Annotated in this window: 20 protein-coding genes; 8 read left to right on the forward strand and 12 right to left on the reverse strand. The window is 63.1% G+C overall.

From position 1 onward, the window contains the following. Positions 1–387 precede the first annotated feature (387 nt). From IB267_RS10025 to IB267_RS10035, 3 genes are all read left to right on the forward strand, one after another. Positions 388–834, forward strand: coding sequence for a DUF5330 domain-containing protein (locus tag IB267_RS10025; protein ID WP_192447467.1), 447 nt, complete (start codon positions 388–390; stop codon positions 832–834). 183 nt (positions 835–1,017) lie between these two features. Continuing rightward, positions 1,018–1,734: a hypothetical protein gene (locus IB267_RS10030; RefSeq protein ID WP_192447468.1), complete on the forward strand. Its 717-nt coding sequence runs from the start codon at positions 1,018–1,020 to the stop codon at positions 1,732–1,734. A 173-nt stretch (positions 1,735–1,907) separates the two neighbouring features. Continuing rightward, positions 1,908–2,330 (forward strand): SufE family protein, encoded by a 423-nt coding sequence (locus IB267_RS10035; RefSeq protein ID WP_192447469.1) that lies wholly within the window; start codon positions 1,908–1,910, stop codon positions 2,328–2,330. Positions 2,331–2,563: 233 nt separating this feature from the next. On the opposite strand, the gene IB267_RS10040 is transcribed toward IB267_RS10035, so the two are convergent. Then, positions 2,564–3,187: a substrate binding domain-containing protein gene (locus IB267_RS10040; protein ID WP_210335814.1), complete on the reverse strand. Its 624-nt coding sequence runs from the start codon at positions 3,185–3,187 to the stop codon at positions 2,564–2,566. Here IB267_RS10040 and IB267_RS10045 point away from each other — a divergent pair. Next, complete coding sequence (locus tag IB267_RS10045) at positions 3,181–3,699, forward strand: isocitrate lyase/phosphoenolpyruvate mutase family protein (RefSeq protein WP_210335815.1); 519 nt, start codon at positions 3,181–3,183, stop codon at positions 3,697–3,699. The two genes, IB267_RS10040 and IB267_RS10045, sit on opposite strands and share 7 nt — an antisense overlap. A gap of 291 nt (positions 3,700–3,990) precedes the next feature. Here the strand turns inward: IB267_RS10045 and mucR are convergent, their stop codons facing one another. The 8 genes from mucR to IB267_RS10085 all read right to left on the reverse strand — a co-directional run bounded on the left by mucR (position 3,991) and on the right by IB267_RS10085 (position 10,756). Continuing rightward, complete coding sequence (gene mucR / locus IB267_RS10050; protein WP_043620098.1) at positions 3,991–4,422, reverse strand: exopolysaccharide biosynthesis transcriptional regulator MucR; 432 nt, start codon at positions 4,420–4,422, stop codon at positions 3,991–3,993. Between the two features lie 401 nt (positions 4,423–4,823). Next, positions 4,824–5,165, reverse strand: a complete 342-nt coding sequence (mnhG, locus tag IB267_RS10055; RefSeq protein WP_192448289.1) for a monovalent cation/H(+) antiporter subunit G — start codon at positions 5,163–5,165, stop codon at positions 4,824–4,826. A gap of 14 nt (positions 5,166–5,179) precedes the next feature. Beyond that, positions 5,180–5,563 carry a cation:proton antiporter gene (locus IB267_RS10060; protein ID WP_192447470.1) on the reverse strand — a complete coding sequence of 128 codons (384 nt, stop codon included), beginning with the start codon at positions 5,561–5,563 and terminating at the stop codon, positions 5,180–5,182. Then, positions 5,560–6,036: a Na+/H+ antiporter subunit E gene (locus IB267_RS10065; RefSeq protein ID WP_043620102.1), complete on the reverse strand. Its 477-nt coding sequence runs from the start codon at positions 6,034–6,036 to the stop codon at positions 5,560–5,562. The genes IB267_RS10060 and IB267_RS10065 overlap by 4 nt, the downstream gene beginning before the upstream one ends. Next, positions 6,033–7,595, reverse strand: coding sequence for a Na+/H+ antiporter subunit D (locus tag IB267_RS10070; RefSeq protein ID WP_192447471.1), 1,563 nt, complete (start codon positions 7,593–7,595; stop codon positions 6,033–6,035). The genes IB267_RS10065 and IB267_RS10070 overlap by 4 nt, the downstream gene beginning before the upstream one ends. A gap of 7 nt (positions 7,596–7,602) precedes the next feature. Further along, on the reverse strand, positions 7,603–7,980 hold the full coding sequence (locus IB267_RS10075; protein ID WP_192447472.1) for a Na+/H+ antiporter subunit C: 378 nt from the start codon (positions 7,978–7,980) through the stop codon (positions 7,603–7,605). Continuing rightward, entirely contained in the window at positions 7,980–8,399 is a 420-nt protein-coding gene (locus tag IB267_RS10080; protein WP_192447473.1) for a Na(+)/H(+) antiporter subunit B, read from the reverse strand. Before IB267_RS10080 ends, IB267_RS10075 begins: the two co-directional genes overlap by 1 nt. Then, positions 8,396–10,756: a putative monovalent cation/H+ antiporter subunit A gene (locus IB267_RS10085; protein ID WP_192447474.1), complete on the reverse strand. Its 2,361-nt coding sequence runs from the start codon at positions 10,754–10,756 to the stop codon at positions 8,396–8,398. The genes IB267_RS10080 and IB267_RS10085 overlap by 4 nt, the downstream gene beginning before the upstream one ends. Before the next feature lie 421 nt (positions 10,757–11,177). Here IB267_RS10085 and IB267_RS10090 point away from each other — a divergent pair, with 421 nt between their 5' ends. From IB267_RS10090 to IB267_RS10100, 3 genes are all read left to right on the forward strand, one after another. Then, complete coding sequence (locus IB267_RS10090; protein ID WP_192447475.1) at positions 11,178–12,770, forward strand: EAL domain-containing protein; 1,593 nt, start codon at positions 11,178–11,180, stop codon at positions 12,768–12,770. 84 nt (positions 12,771–12,854) lie between these two features. Beyond that, positions 12,855–13,262 carry a peptide-methionine (R)-S-oxide reductase MsrB gene (gene msrB / locus IB267_RS10095; protein WP_192447476.1) on the forward strand — a complete coding sequence of 136 codons (408 nt, stop codon included), beginning with the start codon at positions 12,855–12,857 and terminating at the stop codon, positions 13,260–13,262. 106 nt (positions 13,263–13,368) lie between these two features. Beyond that, positions 13,369–13,893 (forward strand): hypothetical protein, encoded by a 525-nt coding sequence (locus IB267_RS10100; RefSeq protein ID WP_052201899.1) that lies wholly within the window; start codon positions 13,369–13,371, stop codon positions 13,891–13,893. A 7-nt stretch (positions 13,894–13,900) separates the two neighbouring features. Here the strand turns inward: IB267_RS10100 and IB267_RS10105 are convergent, their stop codons facing one another. Continuing rightward, positions 13,901–14,557 (reverse strand): hemolysin III family protein, encoded by a 657-nt coding sequence (locus tag IB267_RS10105; RefSeq protein ID WP_043620113.1) that lies wholly within the window; start codon positions 14,555–14,557, stop codon positions 13,901–13,903. Between the two features lie 243 nt (positions 14,558–14,800). On the opposite strand from IB267_RS10105, the gene IB267_RS10110 reads away from it, so the two are divergent. Continuing rightward, positions 14,801–15,271 (forward strand): GNAT family N-acetyltransferase, encoded by a 471-nt coding sequence (locus IB267_RS10110; protein WP_210335817.1) that lies wholly within the window; start codon positions 14,801–14,803, stop codon positions 15,269–15,271. A gap of 2 nt (positions 15,272–15,273) precedes the next feature. On the opposite strand, the gene IB267_RS10115 is transcribed toward IB267_RS10110, so the two are convergent. Together IB267_RS10115 and IB267_RS10120 are read right to left on the reverse strand one after the other, a co-directional pair. Further along, a complete protein-coding gene (locus IB267_RS10115) occupies positions 15,274–15,618 on the reverse strand; it encodes a TraR/DksA C4-type zinc finger protein (protein WP_192447477.1) in 345 nt (114 codons plus the stop codon). 65 nt (positions 15,619–15,683) lie between these two features. Then, the gene (locus IB267_RS10120; RefSeq protein WP_043620117.1) at positions 15,684–16,106 is read right to left on the reverse strand and encodes a universal stress protein; all 423 of its coding nucleotides are present in this window, start codon (positions 16,104–16,106) and stop codon (positions 15,684–15,686) included. Positions 16,107–16,234: the final 128 nt, after the last annotated feature.

Genomic DNA, 16,234 nt, shown 5'->3' on the forward strand with positions numbered 1-16,234 from the left:
ATTTTCTGCACTGTGTTAACGATTGTGGCGCGGGTTTTGCGGTGCGATTCCCGCTGCCTTCGGGGTTGCCGCGCGCGGCTCTGCCACGAACCTTAACGGCAAACGCTAAAATGCAACACAAATGCCCCGGCAAATCGCCGGACACCGGCATTTCATTAAAACTTGAAGCAAATGCCGCTCGATTTCGAAAAGCCGTCTTGTGATTCCCACCGTAATGTCGATCTCAACAAGGGGCCGGGCACCAAGAGAACGCCGGCAGGCTCCTAAGGTTTAGAAGGTGGCGTGAACGGGTATCAGGGGATACCACGGCGCTGCGGGGTGCCGAAGGTGCAAAAGCCGGCTACAAGACTGGCGGGCCGCGGCAGCCGAACGAAGGATGGGCAGAACATGTGGTTTCTCATCAAGGCGACATTCTGGTTTTCGCTGGTGCTGGTGTTGCTGCCATTCCTCGACCCTACGAGCGCGCAGAAACTCGAACACGCCCCGAAAGTAGAACTGGGCGACACCTTCTCCGCTGCCAATGAGGCGTTCCAGTACATCAGCGCCATCTGCATCCAGAAGCCGGATGTCTGCGAGAAGGGTGCCGAAACCTTCGTTGCCCTGGGCCACCGGGCCCGCGAAGGCGCCCGCATCGCCTACGAATTCCTCGATACCCAGTTTGCCGAAACCGATGCCACGACGCCGGATGCCAAGGTGACGACCGGTACTGTCACGCCGGCTGCCGACGTGGCAGCTCCGGCGACCGAGGTCAGCACCATCGACGCCGAACCCGTCTTCAAGCGCACCCCGGTTCCGGAAAGGCGCCTCGACCCCAAGGCTGCCGTTATCCAGTAACAGCACCCCTCCGCACATTTCTGACTTACTGCCTGACTTGCCGTCCTGTTGCGGCCGCCGCGAGGAACCCATCCCCTCGCGGCGTTTTCTTTTTTGCGCCCGCAACCGCTGATTTTCTCGCCGCACAGCCACACGCAAGCCCTGCCTGCTTACGTTCGCCACACCGACAGGCGGAGGCAGACAATGCAGATTTATGGGCTTTTCTCGAACGCCGGCGTGACACGCCCGGCAACGTCCGGCGCCGCCCCCGGCACAGTTGGCGAAGGCAAGAGCCCTGCTTCAACCGCCCTGCTTCTTGGCCGCAATGACGAAAGTGCCGCGAACCGCGCCGCTATCGCCAAAAAGAAGCTCGACGACGTCAAGGAGCAGCTCCGCATGCTGCGGTTCTTCGCATCGGACCCGGAAACGCTTGCAAGGCTTGCCAAGCAGCTTGCACAACAGCTCGGCACGGCCGCCCAGCAGCTGGCCGGCGCCGGCGGCGGGGGAGCTGGCGTCTCATCCGCCGCGGCTGCGGCCACCACGGCAGCCACCGCGCTCGCCGATGCCGGTAGCGCGCAGGCGGATACGTCGGGCGCGCAAGCCGATGCCACCGCTGACAGTGAGGCTGAGCCCTCATCGGGACCGGCAAGCTTTGCCGAGCGCGCCTACCGCGAATTCGGCGGGTATAACGACAGCTCTGACGTCGTCGCGAAGGTGGCAGCCGAACTCAAATCCGTTGCCGAACAGGTGAAACAACTGCTGCGCAAGGCGGAGCAGGAATTGCGCGCCCAGGGATCCGGCCGTGATGCGGATGAGGCCCGTACTGCCGGCCAGGCGCTTTCGGCCGCCACCGGCAACATCGAGGGCGCTGGCGGTGGCACGACCGTTTCCCTCAGCATCCCGACAAGTATCTCGGTCTGACCGGGAAAGCGGTTGCCGTATCCGTCGCACATTTGCCGGTTCTCAATGGCTCTGCCATCGCCTATATGATGGCTGAACGCCCGAGCGCCTGAAGGCGACGGGCAAGAACAGGGATGAAAGTGTTCGCGGCAAGGGCCGGCGAGCTTATAATCTCCCGACGAATGGACCGGACCATGACGACGCTCGACCAGATCATCGACGATTTCGCCTTTCTTGAAGAATGGGAGGATCGCTATCGCTATGTGATCGAGCTCGGCAAGGCGCTGCCGGAGATGCCTGAAGCCAAGCGCACGCAGGAAAACAAGGTTCAGGGCTGCGCCAGCCAGGTCTGGCTCGTCACCAATGCGGCCGGCGATCCCGAGGATCCCGTCCTCAACTTCGAAGGCGAGTCCGACGCCCATATCGTGCGCGGGCTCGTCGCCATCGTGCTGGCCATCTACTCCGGCAAGCATGCCTCCGAAATCGCCAGGACCGACGCGATCGACACCTTCGGCAAGATCGGCCTGATCGAGCACCTTTCGACCCAGCGCGCCAACGGCCTGCGCTCGATGATCCGCCGCATCAAGAACGAGGCGGAGCTTCGCCTGGCGGCCTGACGCGCAGCCATTGGCGAGCATCGCGCGTTCAAGACGCGCGACCTTTCACTGACCTTTGCGCGTCCGGTATGACGCGCGGCGCTGTAGTGGCAATCGTCGTGGCCGGACTTCGGGACGCCGACGTTTTGGAGTTGCCTCTCCTGGAGGGTGCGCCAGCACGTCGCCTGCTCGAGCCAAACTCCGGCATCGACGCGGGAAAAAGTCAGGGGGCGAACCGTCCCGCTTGCCCCATGTCAGCGTCCTGCATGGAGACTGACCTCTTCTTCCGCCGGATGCTCGACCATGTCCAATGTCACGGCGTCCTTCCAACGGTTGGTTAGAAAATCAATCAAGGCCCGGGCCGCCGGCCCCATCGGCCGCGATGGACAAACACAATAGACGCCTGTCTCCTTTCCTGCCCAACGGGGGAGTACCTGAACCAATTTGCCGCTGCGGATCGACGCGGCCATGGTCACCTCAGAATGAAAGGCGATGCCTTGGCCATCGATGGCAAGCTGATGGACCGCGTCTCCGTTGTCGGCACGCACCCTCCCGCGCGGCCGAAAGGACCGTTCTCCGGTCGGGCCGAACAGCCGCCAGACCTCACCGTGGTGGTTTGCCGTCGACACGACGCATTCGTACCGCTTGAGTTCATCAATCTCCGCGGGATCGCCATGGATTTCGAGATAGGCCGGCGAGGCCACGAGAATTCTGCGATTGCTGAGAAGTTTGCGGGCGACCAGGCTCGAGTCCTGGAGATTGCCGATACGGATTGCCACCGTAACACCCTCGGCGACGAGATCGACGTATCGGTCGGTCATCAGAAGGTCGAGCCGCAGTTGCGGGTAAGCAGCCAGGAAGGCCGACAGATATGGCACGACGTGCCATCGCGACGACCAGCGCCGGCGTAGCATGGTCACTCGGCTATCGCGACGGCGACGCCCTTCGGCTGGACCGGCACCTGGCAAGCGTCGCGGCAATCGCCCGCGTGACCAGTGTGCCGCTCAGCGTCGACATTGAAGCGGGCTACACCGATGACGAGGTGGAGATGGCCCGGACGACCGCTCGTTTCATCGAGGCCGGCGCGGTTGGGATCAACATCCAGGATGGCGTCGGCACGCCGGATCTGCTCTGCCGCAAGATCGAGCGGGCCCGAGAGACGGCAGGGCGACTTGGCATCAGACTCTACATCAACGCGCGCACGGATGTTTACGCGCGAGCACTCGCAGCCGCCAGCGACCGTGTGAAGGAGGTGCTTGCCCGCGCCAGGCGGTACCGGGACGCGGGAGCCGACGGCTTGTTCGTGCTCTATCCGCGCTTGGTGTATCTCGGATCAGCGTCGGGTCATGGATTCCCCAGACGTTGTGGCTGCAGACGTCGACGTTGGTGACGAACTTCCTCGCCGATGGGCGGTCCGAGGCGCTCTTTGAGCATGCGGCGCCATATCCGGAGATCAATGCATATTTTTGAGCCGCGCTGGATGCGCCCACTCATCTTCCCCAGACGCCAAGGGCGATCGTGATACGTTGGGATGCTGCATCCATTTGTGGCGGGCGCCCGTGGACCAGGCGGCTGAAACACGATGGCCGGGCGCATAGGCCCGGCCATCGTGATTGAATTTTCCCGCTCACGGCCAAGCAGCCACCACGGGCTGCCCGCATCTTCAGCGGGACGACTGGTCTTACTTGCCGCGGCGCTTGCGGCGCTGGCCGAGGCCCATTTCCTTGGCGAGGCGCGAGCGTGCTTCCGCATAGGCGGGCGCGACCATCGGGTAATCGGTCGGCAGGTCCCACTTCTCGCGGTATTCTTCCGGCGACAGATTGTGGTGGGTCATCAGGTGGCGCTTCAGCGACTTGAAGGTGCCGCCGCATTCGAGGCAGGTGATCTGGTCGTCCTGAACGGACTTGCGAACCGATACGGCCGGCTTCGGCTTTTCGACGGGAATGACGACCGGCGCGGGAGCCGCCGTGTTGTTCAGCGCCGAATGCACATCTGCGATCAGCGTGGGAAGCTCGGCGACCGGAACCACATGATTGCTGACGTAGGCGGCAACGATTTCCGCCGTCAGCTCAACCAGAAGTTCATGGCTCGCGCCAAGCGCTGTTTCAGTCATTTCTTTCTCCTATCGGACTTAAGCACAACCCGAAACGGCGTTTCGGGGGAGGAACGCTTGCAAGAGCCGTCAGGAAGCCTTGGCTGCCTTGGGATGGACCATCAACGCGGCAAGGAGAAACACCGGCCGCGATATCAAGAGCTGGAACTTGATTACAAAACCTGCTGCCGAGTCACCGGTGACGACCGAACTCTCAAAGCAACGATCAACATTCACAACTCAAGCTGGAATTTCAGATCAAAGTATTTTCCACGACGACACTTTACATTTACTCGATTAACATCGATGCGCGAAATGTCCAAACATAAATTTAGCGGCGCTTAGCAAGTTTATCTCCAAATTGCTAAAATGGCCACACTCGATCGTAATGTTCTGAAATACAGTTTCAGAACTGTCGTCGATCAGTCGCAACGCGGCTCTTCCTTTTGCGGAAGCTGATCTATGACAGAAAGCTTAGTCAGCCTGTAACCTGCCTGATGTGCGGCTTTTGCCAAGAGATGAGCCGAGATCGGCGCAGTCAGAACGAAGAAAAGGAAGCCTGCAAGCGCGCGAATCAAAATAGCCGGATCGAGAGAATGCACGCCCGCGGCCAGAAGCAACAGGCCCGATCCGATCGTGCCGGCCTTGGAGGCCGCATGCATGCGCGTGTAGAGATCGGGGAAACGGATGATGCCGATCGCCGCCAGCAGCGAAAAGATCGCACCGACGACCAACAGGACGGCGACCAGCAGGGTAACGGCCATATCGAGCACCGGGCTCATCGGCGTCCTCCCTTGCGCTTGCGCTGCGTCGATTTGCCCCTTGGCGCCGCCCCGCCTTTGGCCTGCGGCACGCGTCTGTCGGCGACGGCTTTCTCGGGCGAGAGGCCGCGCGCCAGCACGAAGCGAGCAAAAGCAACCGTCGCCAGGAAGCCGACAAGGCCGAGCGCGATGGCAATGTCGATGTAGAGGTTGAAGCCGGTGCGAATGGCAACGACGGCGATGAGGCCGATGGCGATCGCGACCAGCATATCGAGGCCGAGCACGCGGTCCGGCAGCGTCGGGCCGCGAATGATGCGCCAGACCGTTATCAGCAGCGCTGCCGACAGCGCGGCCAGCGCAAAGCCGGTGGCAAGGGCGAGGATCTGCGCCGACAGGGTCATTCGAAGGCCTCCTTGATCCGGCGCTCGAAGCCATTGGCGATATCGCGCCTGAGGCCGCCCGGATCGGCACAGTCGAGCGCATGGACATAGAGCGTCTTGCGGTCGTCGGAGACGTCGACCGACAGCGTTCCCGGCGTCAGCGTGATGAGATTGGCCAGCAGCGCGATTTCGAAGTCGCTCTTTACCGTCAGCGGATAGGCGAAGATGCCGGGCTTCAGCACCATCTTCGGCTGGATGACCAACAAGGCGACCTTGGTCGCCGAGATCGCCAGTTCCTTGAAGAACAGCGCGGTCAGCAGGAAGAGCTTGATCGGGCGCACCGGGTAGGCAACGGGCTCAAGCTCGCGCCGGATGAGAAAGAGCGACAGCGCTCCGACGGCAAAACCGAGGATCAGGTTGGCCGGCGAGAAGCTGGCGCTGATCGCGCCCCAGATCGCCGTGAACACGAGATTGATGGTCAGGAACTTGGTCACGGGGCACCTCCCGGGAAGACCGAGTTCAGGTAGGCCGACGGCTCGGAAAGGCCTGCGGCAGCATTCTGAACCATGGATAGCAGCGGCTCGGGATAAAGGCCGATGGCGAGCGCCAGCACAGTCAAGGCGGTGAGCGGCAACAGAGCCGCCGGCGCGATCGTCGCGGACGCAGAGGCGCCCTCAGTGGACCCCGCATCGCGCCAATAGGCGAGCAGGAAGAAACGGCCGGTGACGATGGTCGTCAGGAAGCCGGTCAGAAGCAGGACGGCTGCCAGCCACCAGGCGCCGATATCGAGCGCCGCCTTGACCAGCATGACCTTCGGCCAGAAGCCGGAGAACGGCGGCAGGCCGGACACGGCGAAGGCAAGCATGAGCGTCAGCGCCGCGAAACCGGCATGGCGACGATAGAGGCCTGCCAGCGAGGTCAACGAGAAGCTGCCGCCGAGCCTCGCTGCGACACCGGACGCCAGGTAAAGCGCGGTCATGACGAGCATCGAATGCAGCGCATAGAAGATCGCGCCGCCGATACCGCCCGGGCCGCCGACGCCGACGCCAGCGAGGATCGAGCCGATGCCGGAGACGACGAGATAGCCGAGCATGCGGCGGAAGTCCGACTGGGCCAGCGCACCAAGCACGCCGACGAGCATCGTCAGCGCGCCGGCAATGGCGATGACGAAGCTCAACTCCTCGCGCTCGACCGGCAGCAGCATGACGGTGACGCGGATGAGCGCGTAGATCCCGACCTTGGTGAGAAGGCCGGCAAACAGGGCCGACACCACCACGCGCGGCGTATGGTAGGAGGCCGGCAGCCAGAAATTCACCGGGAATGCGGCAGCCTTCATGCCGAAGGCAAGCAGGAACAGCGCCGTCAGCGTCATCAGCGGCGCTGTACCCGCGAGCCCCTCGGCCTTGCGGGCAATGTCGGCCATGTTGAGCGTGCCGAAGCTTGCATAGAGATACCCTGTGGTGATCAGGAACAGGGTGGTCGCAACGAGGTTGAGGAAGCCGTATTTCACCGCGCCGTCGATCTGCTCGCGTTCGGAGCCGAGCACGATCAGGCCGAAGGACGAGATCAGCAGCACCTCGAACCAGACGTAGAGATTGAAGACATCGCCGGTCAGGAAGGCGCCGGACACCCCCGCCATCAGCAGCATCAGGAATGGATAGAAGCCGTAGCGCCGGCCGCTGTCGTTGATATCGGCAAGCGAATAGATGCCGCCTGCAAGCGCCACGACGGAGGCGGTGAGCGCAAAGAGCGCGCCGGTCAGGTCGACGGTGAAGGCAATGCCGAAGGGTGGCAGCCAGCGCCCCATCACCATCGTTACCGGTCCGCTTGCAAGCACATGGCGCAGAAGAAGCACATCGATGATGACGAGCCCGGCCAGTCCGGCAACGGCGACGTAGGGATGCCAATCGATCTTCCGGCGCAGCATTACGAGTAGCGCGCCGATTGCGAGGCACCAGGCAACCGGCAGGATCACCAGCCAGTCGGCAGACGCGACGGGCTCGAGCACGAGCGCGGCGGAGAGATCAGCGGGAGGAGAGGTTGTAGCGGCCATGGGTCGGTCAGTATCCAAGCGGCGGGGCCGGCTCGTCCTTCGGCTCGGCAACGCGCATCTCGTCGGTGTTGTCGGTTTGCAGCTCCTCGTAGGCCCGCCAGGCGAGAACCAGCAGGAACGCGAAGAAGGAGAAGGAGATGACGATCGCCGTCAGGATCAGCGCCTGCGGCAGGGCGTTGGCGGCGGGACCGACGAGCGCATCCTGATCGCCAGGGACGACCGGTGGCACGCCGCGGGTCAGCCGACCGCCGGTGAAGATCAAAAGGTTGACGGCATTGCCGAGGATGGCGACACCAAGCAGCACCCGGATGATATACTTCGACAGGAGCAGATAGACGGCGACCGTGAAGAAGATGCCGACAAGCAGAGCGAACCAGGCTTCCATTACTCGCCTCCCCGCTCTTCGAGCGAAAGCGCAATCGAACTGATCGCGCCGACGACCACCAGATAGACGCCGCAATCGAACAGCATCACCGTCGAGAGCGGCACTTCCAGGCCAAGCACCGAAGGATAGATCCACAGGCCGGTCATGAAGGGCACGCGGGCGGCGATCGAGACCAGGCCGGCGACCGTCGCGGCCAGGAGGCCCGCCCCGGCAATCGCCATCGGGTGGAAATAGATCGCACGACGCACCGTCTCGACGCCGCAAGCGATGCCGTAGATCGCCAGCGCCGACACCGCGATGAGGCCGCCGATGAAACCGCCGCCCGGCTCGTTGTGGCCGCGCAACAGGACGAAGATCGAAAACAACACCATCAGGCTCGTCAGGAACGGCGCGACGGCGCGGAAAATCACCGACTTCATGCGCGCTCCTCCGCATCCGGATCGTTATCGGCGATACGCCGGAGCGAACCTGCCCTCAGACGAACGAGCGACAGGATCGCAAGGCCCGTGACCATCACCACGGCGATCTCACCGAGCGTGTCCGTGCCGCGGAAATCGACGATGATGACGTTCACCACATTGGCGCCGTGGGCGATCGACTTCGAATAGAGGTTGAAGAAGTCGGTGAGCGTCGTATCGAAGGGCACCCCCGTCACCTTCAGCAGCATCAGCCCGAAGCCGAGACCGCAGGCGAGTGCGATGGCGAGATCCGGGATCTTCTGCGCAAGCGGACGATGGTCCGACGGCGAAAGCCGGAGCCGCGTCATCACCAGCGCAAGCACGACGACCGAAAGCGTCTCGATCATGAACTGGGTAAAGGCCAGATCCGGTGCGCCGTAGAGCAGGAAGATAACGGCAACGGCAAAGCCCTGGATGCCGAGCGAGACGATGGCGGTCAGCCGGTCGGCGGCAAGCACCACCGCGACGAGGCCGATGACCGCGATCGCCATGATCGCCAGTTCATGCAGCGGCACGTCTGCGGCAAAGAACGGCGCGCGCGGGAACTCGCCATAAGCGATCGGCACGACCAGGAGCACGAAGGCGACCAGGATGAAGGTCGCGGTCATGTAGACTTCGAGGCGCCCCGACTGCAGCCGTCGCGTCAGCGCGACGGAGAAACGGACGAGGCCGCGAATGAACTGGTCGAAGCCGCGATCCGGACCCCAGCCGATATCGGAAAGGATCGCCGCCATGAAGGCGCGCACGCGGTCAAGCTTCAGGTAGAACGCGATGCCGATCAATGCGGTCGCAGCCGACATGGCGAGCGGCACCCCGATGTGCGGGAAGACCGTTATCGTCACCGCGCGCGGTTCGCCCGCGATCGCCGACGCCATCGGCGTCGATACCAGTTCGTGCGTCAGCCCCGAAAGCAAGGCGGCGGAGAGCCCCTTGGCCGCAAGCAGCGCAGGGCCGAGCCAGAGCAGGATCGGCGCCTCGTGCGCCGCCTTCGGCGTCTCGACCTTGGCGCCGATGAACGGCTTCAGCGCAACTGCAAAGGCCACCGCGAACATCAGCGCGTTGCCGAGGATCGCGATTGCGGCAAAGACCAGGGAACGGCGATCAAAACCGGAGAGAGCGTAGTAAATCTCCTCCTTGGCGATGAAGCCGAAGAAGGGAAACAGCCCGCCCATCGAGAATGCCGCGGCAAGCGCGATGACGAAGGTGAGCGGCATGGCGGAGCGAAGGCCCCCGAGCCTCGTCACGTCGCGCGTGCCGGTCTCGTGATCGATGATGCCGGCGACCATGAACAGGGCGCCCTTGAACAGCGAATGGGCAACGAGGTAGAGCACCGCCGCTTCGATCGCATGGGGCACGCCAAGCCCGATCAGCATGACCAGCAGGCCGAGCGACGCCATCGTCGTATAGGCGAGCATCAGCTTCAGGTCGGTCTGGCGGCAGGCAAGAGCCGCGCCAATGACGAGCGTCGCACCCCCGAAGAGCGGCAGAAGGATCTGCCACTCGGGCGTGCCGCCGAGCACCGGGTTCAGCCGCATCAGCAAGTAGACGCCAGCCTTCACCATGGTCGCCGAGTGCAGGTAGGCGGAGACGGGCGTCGGGGCTTCCATCGCGTTCGGCAGCCAGAAATGGAAGGGGAACTGCGCCGACTTGGTAAAGGCGCCACCGAGAACGAGAAGGAGTGCCGCCAGATAGAACGGGCTTTCGCGCATCTCCGGCCCGAAGGCCGACAGCAGCGAGAGCTGGGTGACGCCGCTGACGTTCCAGATGATCAGCAGTCCGGCGAGCAAGAACAGGCCCCCGCCCCCGGTCACGACCAGCGCCTGCAGGGCCGCGCGCCGCGCCGCCTCGCGCGAATGATCAAAACCGATCAGCAGGAACGAGGTGATCGAGGTCAGTTCCCAGAACACGAACAGCATCAGGAAGCTGTCGGAGACCACGAGCCCGAGCATCGAGCCCATGAACATCAGGATGAAGGAAAAGAACCGGCCCTGCTGCGGGTGGCCCTTCAGATAGCCACCGGCATAAAGCACGATCAGCATGCCGATGCCGGCAATCAATAGGACGAATGTGAGCGACAGCCCGTCGATCAGCCAGGAAAAGCTGACATTGAACGAAGGTATCCAGGCGTAACCGCCAGTAACCACCTCGCCCTTGGCCACTTCCGGCCAGAAACCGGCGAAATGCAGAACGACGCCCAAGGGGAACAGCGCAAGCACCCAGGCCGCATTGTGGCCGAGAAGGCGCGTCAGAAGCGGCGCGAGCAATGCCGCGACGAAAGGCAGTGCAAGGGCCAGAAATGTCAGGGCCGCAACATCCATCGTCCAGGCCTGCTCCTTTTAATTCATCGTATAATCGATCGAACCCCCGACATAAAAGAAGGGTGTTGGGGTCTCAAGCCTTATCCAGATAAAATCGGCGTTATGTGTCCGTCAGTTCGGCCGGACGAACCGAAGCGGAGCCCCTGCAATACCAGATTCGCGCGCTTTAGGCGGCGGCCGCCAACAACAATTAAAATGCTGTTAGCAACATCTTCATCGGGCGGCGGGGGATAGATCGAACATTCTGGAAACCGAACTGCAAGACGTGATAGTTGTATTTGCAGACGCCCTCAATTCAGAATGAACAGATGCGACGACGACGCCGGCAGACCTTGCAACGGCTGAGACGCGGTTGCCCGTGCCGCTGTCGCTAGCGGCAGGCACGAAACAGAAGACCACATAACGAATGGGCGGGACCCGCTTGGAACGATCTCGCATAGTCGTCATCGCCAGTATCCTGGCTGCCCTCGGCGCGATCCTGCCGATGCTGGCAGCCTATTACCTTTCCTGGTCGATCGCCGTGCGCAGCGAGCAGGCACGGCTTGCCCGTCTTGCCGACTATGCCATCATGCGCGCCGACGCCGCGCTCGATGAGGCGTCGCGGGCGCTGAAGACCGCCGACCGGCTCGACATTCCGCCATGCATGGCCACGCATATCGCGGCGCTGCGCTCGCTGGTCGTCAACACCACCGCCATCGAGGACATCGGCTATTTCGAGAACGGGCTGCTCAGATGCACCTCGTGGGGCTACCCGCCGCGCCGCCTCACCCGCGCACCACCGGCCGATTTCTTCGCAAGCAATGGCGTCGAGGTCATCCCGCGGATGTACCCGACAATCAGCACCGGCACGCCCATGACGGCTTTCCGGTACCGCTCCTATACGGTGCTGACCAATCCGATCCGTTTTGTGGACGTGATCGCAGAGCCCGGCACCCGGCTTGCCGTCGCCACCAAAAACGGCGTGCTGATCAGTACCCTCAACGATCCTGACCCGCAGCTCACGGAGCATCTTGCCGATCTTCCGAAGACCGGCAGCAATGCCGACGACCTCTTTGCAACGTCACGGGACGCCAACTGGATCGCGGTTGCCACTGCGCCCAGTATCGCCATTCTCAGCGACATGGATCGGGAACGCCTGCTGCTCCTGCCGGGCGGGGCGCTGGTCGCGGCACTGATGGTCGGGCTCGTCGTCTGGCTGTCCCGGCGTCGCCTGTCGCCGCTCGGCGAGCTTTCGATTGCCGTGCATCGGCGCGAGTTCATCGTGCACTACCAGCCGCTGATCGAGCTCAAGACCGGCATCTGCGTCGGCGCGGAGGCTCTGGTGCGCTGGCGGCGGCCGGATGGGCAGATGGTCCGGCCGGATCTCTTCATCCCTCTTGCGGAGGAAAACGGGCTGATCGAGGAGATCACCGATCAGGTTCTCTATGCGACGATCGCCGAGCTGAAGAGCGTGCTCGTCGCCGACCGCTCGCTGCACATCGCCATCAACCTCGCCGCCGACGACCTGAAATCCGGGCGCATCCTGCCGGTGATCGAGACGGCGCTTCGAAACACCGGCATAATCACGGAACAGATCTGGCTGGAGGCAACCGAACGCGGCTTCATGGACGTGAAATCCGCCCGGACGACGATCGAGGAAGCGCGTCGGCGCGGCCACTCGGTGGCCATCGACGACTTCGGCACCGGCTATTCGAGCCTGCAATACCTGCAGGAGCTTCCGCTCGATGCGCTGAAGATCGACAAGTCCTTCATCGACACGATCGGCACCGATTCGGCCACCAGCTCGATCACACCCCATATCATCGACATCGCCAAATCGCTCGATCTCTACATCGTCGCCGAGGGGATCGAGCGGCAGGAGCAGGCCGACTATCTCATCGAGCGGGGCGTGCAATACGGCCAGGGCTGGCTGTTTTCCAAGGCGCTGCCGGCGGCCGAGTTCATCGCCTTCTACAACGACAGCAAACGCAGGCTCGGGGCCGGGCCGGCGGTGATCCGCCGCGAAATCGCTTGAGGTCCGTCACGGAACGGGCGCTGGCGATGTTTGCGCGCGCGGTCGCGCATTCCTATATAGTCGCCGCAACGACAGGAGACTTTCATGACGACCGTAAAGACGCCGAAAGTGGTGAAAACCGATGCGGAGTGGCGGGCGCAGCTCTCGCCGGAGCAGTATCGCATCACGCGAGAACAGGGCACCGAGCGTCCGTTCACCGGTCCGTTCCTCAGCAACAAGCAGACCGGCACCTACGAATGCGTCTGTTGCGGCCGGGCGCTGTTCCGCTCCGACACCAAGTTCGATTCCGGTTGCGGCTGGCCGAGCTACTTCGCCGCGATCGACGATCAGGCGATCCGCGAGATCGAGGACCGCTCCCACTTTATGGTGCGCACGGAAATCCGCTGCGCCGATTGCGACGCCCATCTCGGTCACGTCTTTCCCGACGGCCCGCCGCCGACGGGGCTGCGCTATTGCCTGAACGGCCATGCGATGACGTTTACCGAGGATTGACACCGGAGCCTGGAAGGAGTGGCATGGAGTGCTGTTCCGCCGGGAACGGCCCCGTGGCGCCAACCGCGCTAGAAGTTATAGATCGAGCAAGCGAGAGGAGGTCCGCATGCTACGCATCCTGACTGCCCTCGCCTTGCTGCTCCCTTCCGCCCTGACGGCGTCGGCGGCAGAGGATTGGGTTCCCTACGCCAACGCTCGATTTGGCTATGTGCTCGACATTCCCCCCGGCTTCGAACTGCAGAGCGAGGGCGATAATGGCGATGGCGCGAGTTTTCATGCCAGCGACAACGGCGCGACCCTTTCGGTCTTCGGCAGCACGCTCATGGACGGTGACTTCGAGACCGACGTCAACGACCGCATGGGTTACGAGCGGGAGGGTGACTGGCGGATTTCCTATTCGCGCGTAACGGCGGCCTGGGCGAGTTTCTCGGGCGCGCGCGGTGACGAAGTGTTCTACACCCGCGCCATCGCGCTCTGTGACGGCAGCGCCGCCTATTTCCGCCTGCAGTACCGCAAGACCCGGCTCACCAGCTTCGACGGCGTGATTTCGCGGATGGCGGAGGCCCTGAGGCCTTCGGAAGGCTGTCAGCATCCACCGATCGCTGCGGCGGCCGGCGAAGCGCCGAACTGATCGCCCCTCAGGACGCGGCGCTGAAACAGGTCAGCACGGCCGAATAGTGCACCGCCGCCCCTGTCACGACGAAGCCGTGCCAGATAGCGTTCTGGAAGCGCAGCTTTTCCCACACATGGAAGATCACGCCGGCGGAATAGATGATGCCGCCAATCAGGATCAGCACGAGCGTCGTTGCTGTCAGCGCCGACAACAGCGGGCCGACGGCGAGCACGCCGCTCCAGCCCATGGCAAGATAGAGCAGGATCGCCAGCCGGTCGAAGCGCCCCGGAAAGAGGCACTTGATGGCGACGCCAAGACCGGCGATCGCCCAGATGCCGATCAGCATCACGAACAGGAACGGATCATCGAGGCCGCGCTGCAGGAACGGCGTATAGGTGGCGGCAATCAGAACGAAGATCGAGGAATGGTCGAAGCGGCGCAGGAACCACTTGGTGCGTGAAACCGGGTAGAGATTATAGAGAAAGGAGATCGAGAGGGTCGCAAGCAGCCCGGCGCCATAGACGGCCGCGGCGGCAAGCTGCCCGGTCGTGCTCCATAGCGTTGCGTAGAAGATCAGCGCGGTCACGCCAACCAGTGCAGCCGCCAGGCCGATGCCGTGAACGATGCCGTCGGCAATCAGTTCCGAGCGGTCATAGTTCCATTTGACGCCTGCGAATTCCACGTCTTCCCTCTCCCCGAGCCTTTTCTTCTCCAGCGGCGCGCATGCCCGTCGCACCGCAACGTTTCCACCATCCTGCCACAAGGCTTCGCCGCCGCAAAGAAGTAGCGCCGCGGCAAAAGCATCAACTTTTGCAACGCATTACAACAATCCCATAACAAATCTGCAAAGTTTGAAAGGAGACTTGCCCAAGGCCACCGCGATGACCACATGAACGGCCGGAACACGCCGATCGGGAGGATCATCATGTCAGTCTTGCGCACCCCTCAGCCGGAGGAAGCGGCCGTGCTCAGCGACCTCTGCCTGCGATCGAAGGCTGTTTGGGGCTATGACGAGGCTTTTCTTGAAGCGTGCCGACCGGCCTTGACGCTTACGGCCGACGACTGGACGGATTCGGACCTGCAGGTGGCCACGGACGGCGAACGCATCGTCGGCCTGGCGCAGGTCCGCGGGAGCGGCAACTACGTCGAACTCGACAAGCTGTTCATCGAACCGGAAGCACGGGCGGCAGGCATTGGCCGACGGCTTTTCGACTGGTGCGTCGCCGCCGCGCGCAGGCGTGGTGCGACCGTCATGACGATCGACGCAGACCCCGGTGCCGCCGACTTTTACCGCCGTATGGGGGCAGTCGATGACGGGGTCGTCGCGTCGAGCCTGATCCCCGGGCGGTTCCTGCCCCGGCTGAAAGTGGATTTGGGGAGCGGCACGACCGCCTGACGTTACCGCCCGCCGCGGGCGACCTCGGTGGCGCAGTCCTGACAGAGCGGGGCATGAGGCACGGCCTGCAGGCGCGCCGCCGAAATCGGCAGGCCGCAGCGCACGCAGGTTCCGAAGGTGCCGGCGGCGATCCGATCGAGCGCGGCGTCGATCCCGCGGATTTCCTCCTGGCCCGCAAGGCCAAGGCCTTCGAGCACCTCGTCCCCTTCCCGCTCGGTCACCCGGTCCGGGACATCAGCGTTCATCGGCTCATCGAGATCGTGCTCGATCTTGACCAGACGCCCCTGCAGTTCCGCCTTGCGGCGGGTCAGGCGGTCGTGAAAGTCGTCAATCCCATGTTTGTCCATCTGAAGACTCCTTGGCGGTGGCGGCGCGAAGGTCACGCGCCGCATGCGCTCTTGTTATTCGTGGCTTACCGGTCGACGAGAACGGCGCAGGGGCAATGGCTGACGACCCGGCTTGCCGTCGATCCGATGAAGTAGTCGATGAGACCCGGCCGATGGGATGCGATGATGACGAGATCAGCGTTTTCTTCGCTGGCAAAGGCGTTGATGGTGCCGGCGGCCCCGCCGGTCCGGATTTCGATGCGGCCCTTGATCCCATGCTTGGTTTTAAGCGCCTCGAGCGTCTTGAGCGCCTGCTTGCGGGATTCCTCGACCATTTCCAGCGGAAAGTCGACGATCATGTAGCCTTGCGCATAGGCGTTCAGGTCCTCGACGACGTTGAGCAGGATAATCTCGCCCCCTTCATCGATCAGCTTTTCGGCGATGCCAAGCACGGACTCGCCGTGTTCGAGCTGATCCATGGCAATCGGGACGATGATCTTCTTGTACATGCTGTACTCCTTCTGTTGCCCACGCGGATCGCCAGGCTGCTGCCACAGGCCAATCCCTCGCCTCAAGATTGCGCCTCGACGGCATCTTCGGCTTTGATTGAAATCAAATCGAAGCGCTGCGCGCGCAT

Origin of the sequence: Ensifer sp. ENS09 (genome assembly GCF_014852425.1) — a bacterium.
Classification (GTDB): domain Bacteria; phylum Pseudomonadota; class Alphaproteobacteria; order Rhizobiales; family Rhizobiaceae; genus Ensifer.